The 3,196-nt window shown below is 71.0% G+C and carries 1 protein-coding gene; it reads right to left on the bottom strand.

The features are described 5' to 3' along the window. Positions 1-750: 750 nt before the first annotated feature. The gene (locus tag ACXJJV_RS06050) at positions 751-921 is read right to left on the bottom strand and encodes a hypothetical protein (RefSeq protein ID WP_456467289.1); all 171 of its coding nucleotides are present in this window, start codon (positions 919-921) and stop codon (positions 751-753) included. Positions 922-3,196 lie beyond the last annotated feature (2,275 nt).

Below are 3,196 nucleotides of genomic sequence, written 5' to 3'. Positions count from 1 at the left end.
AGGGCCCCTGAGGTGGTCGCGCCTTGCCTCACCTCCCGGGTTTAGGGTCGTGGATGTGCGTGATGGGGCACGGCGTGCGCCCGGCTGGGGCTCTCGCGGGAGTGTGGTTGGGTGAGGTCCGCTGCTTTGCTTGGCTCACACCGCGGCGAGGCAATGGTACAGGTTCTGCGGGCGTCCTCCGTTCCGGGGGTCCCAGTGCCCGGCCCGTCGGGTCCTGGGGCTGGTCGGGCGGTGGTGGGGGCGTGGCCGTGGGTAGGAGAGGGGCGGGTGGTGTGCGCTCGGGGTGCCGATCGGGCCCGGGGCGTCTCCGCTCCTGACCCTCCGCGGTCGTGGCTCGTCCGTGCCGTGCGGTCGGTTCGGCGGGGCACGCGTGTGGTCTCTGGTGGTGGGAGTGGCCGGACCTCCGGTGGCCCGTGCCGGGCGACCACGGACCGGCGCGGTGGTTCGGTCTCCGTCTGCTCCTTAGGCGACGGTGCCACGATGGGGGCTAGCATCGTTAGCGGTGGGCGCGGGATCGCGCGGCCTGCCGGATCGGCAGCGCCGGGGCTGCGAGCGCCGCCACCATCCACGCCGGGCCCAGCGTCCCGGCCTTGGACTTCCTGCCCTTAGGCCTCCCGCTCACGACGTGGGTGGATGGGGGTTTCAGGTGGTTCTCGACGTACCTGTGCGTAACGAACTCGTGCTCCTGCAGGACCAGCGTCACTGGAGGCTTGAGCGGCGCGCCCGGCTCCGGCGCCTTGAACTTCAGGATCAGGTCTCCCCTGTTCTCACCTCGAGCACGGTACGGTGCCCGTAGAACGCCCCGTGCTCGTACCACCACCGCGGGTCGAACCGCCGTGGCGCATTAACCCAATCCCACTCCCGGCCCCACCGCCCGCTGAGGTCCAACGCGTACCGGAACAACCAGAACGCGAGGTGCACGCCGCCCGGCAGGTCGTACTCGACCTCCTCGTACGGGTACCGTCCCCGGGAACAGGACTCGACCGTCGAGCGTCAGCACGTTGAAGTCCATGGTCCAGCCGAGGGCGACGATCCAGTTCCCAGGTGTTAGTGCGAGCCGAGCCCGCCCGTCCCGGGCCGACAGGCTCGTCTCCACCGCGAACGTGCGACCCACGGTCTCCCCGGGTCGAAGCCGGAGCAGCCCACCTGGCCCCCTGCAGGGGGGTGTGCCATGGGGCGTACGTGACCACCTGCCAGCGCGCGCCGACCGCTCCGCCCTGCTCGGGACCAGCACGCGGTAAACGGCTCCCCGCGGCAGGATCAGCTCGTCCACTCCGTACACGCCTAGAATCGCCCGGTAATGATCATCCTCCCGCCAGAGCGGTGCGACTAAGAGAAACCGATCTACTAGGAGAAACCGATCTCCGGAAGGATGCGGAAACTCAAGACCAAGACCTTCGACTAGGAAGGTGGGATCTATCCCCACGGTGGACAGTGCGCGTTCGCGCTCTCACTCACGGTCAGCGGCCCGGCGGATTGCGCCGCGGTGGGGTGAGTGGCGACCGCCAGCAGCGTCGAGACGATCGTCGAGGCGATCGACGGCGTCGAGCCTCCCTCCCCCTGAGCCGGGAGTTAACTGGTGATAAAAAAAGGCGCGGGCTTCGCCGCACGGACGTGCGCTCGCGGTCGCGGCACGGGTCGCGCACTCGGGGTCCCGGGCCTGCGGAATCGGTGGTGTCTCGCGCCACTTTCACCCTCTCTCGGGCGTTAACGCACCCGGAGTCACGCTCGGGTGGCGGCCGGCACCGTCCGTTGAGGGTTTCGTAGGGCCCGCTGGGTTTTCGGGCTCGCCCACGAAGGCGCGGGGATGATTACGCTCGCGCCGGGCGTGCGGTGGTGAGGCGTGACTCCCGGTCCTGCCTCGAGAGGTGAGGGAATTTACCGCCCGGGGGCCGCTACATCGCGTCGCACGATCCTGTGTGGTGCTGGATCCCTGGTTTTTCCCGATGGAAAAACTGGGGCCGTCCGCTGGTCTCCGGGGACGGTGCGGAGGGTTCGGCGGGAGGGCTCGGCTCGGGGCTGGGGGGACGGGAAAGCGCGCTCGGTCGAGTCCTCGGTCTCCCGCCGGGGTGAGGGCGGCGTTGCGCGGGTGGTGGGGCTCCGGTGGTCTGCGCCGGGGCCCTCGGGCTCGTCCGGGGAGGGCCGGGTCCTCCATTTGTGATCGAGCGTGGGGCGGCTCCCTGGCGGGGCTGGCGTGACGCTCGGGGGTGTGCCTCGGGGAGGCTCGTCTCGCAGGCCTGGTCCGGTCGTGCCCCGCGCCGCGCGGCGTGCCGCGGGAGGCGGGGACGACGGGGCGATCCCGGGCTCGGGCATCCTGGGGGTCGCGCCGCGCGTCCGAGGAGTCCGGTGGACGCGCGCGGCCGCGCGCTTTGGTGGTACTCGTAGCGAGATCGGGGCCTGGTCTGAGGCTCGGGGCACATTCACCGGAGCCTCCTGGGGTCACCCTCGCGGGGGATACCACTCCGGGGCGCTACTTCAAGCCCCCTTGTACAGGCCTCTCGGGCCCGCGTGTCGGGGGCGGGTAACCGCCGTACTCCTCGTGGAAGCCCGGGTTGTTGGCGTGGGGATCGTGCGCGCCGATCGAGGCGGGTGAAGAGCTCGTGGAGCGTGCTCGCGTGCAGGTTTACGCTCATCACTGCGGCGAGGCCCGGGGCCCCGTGCTCGGGGAGGGCGACGGGACCCTTCGCGTCCGTCACGATGGGGATCGTGAAGCATCGATCCTCCTCCAGCTCCTCGAGACTCTCGACGGTTAGGCTCGCGCTCGCGAGCGCGGTGTCCGCGTACCAGACGGTAGTGGGGTGGACCGCCCGGCCGGGACCGCCTGCGCCTCGAACCCCTCCTCGACCCGGGGACTCGAGCCCGCCCGGCCCATCCCCGAGCGCGTCCAGCCCGCGCGGGGTGGGGGACGCTCGGGTCCGGGTCCGCGAGCGCGTCCCGTAGGGTCTCGAGACCGAGCCTTCCGCACGCGCCCCCGAGTCGCACGGGCACGCCGGTGGTCGGAGATCGCCTTAAAGTGGACCTCCGGGGACCCCTGCTCTTCGGGCTCGTCCTTGGGGCGGGCCCCCGACCTTCTCCGGCATCGGTTCCATCGAGCCCTTGTTTCCGGGAGGCTCCTCCCCGAGCCCTGGTAGCGCTTTAGAGTCGGAGCACGGAGAGCGTGGTTGCGTCCGGGGCGGGCCGGTGAGGGCGGCGCACC

This window comes from Methanopyrus sp., assembly GCF_053997775.1.
This window is presented reverse-complemented; position numbering and strand designations above follow the sequence as displayed.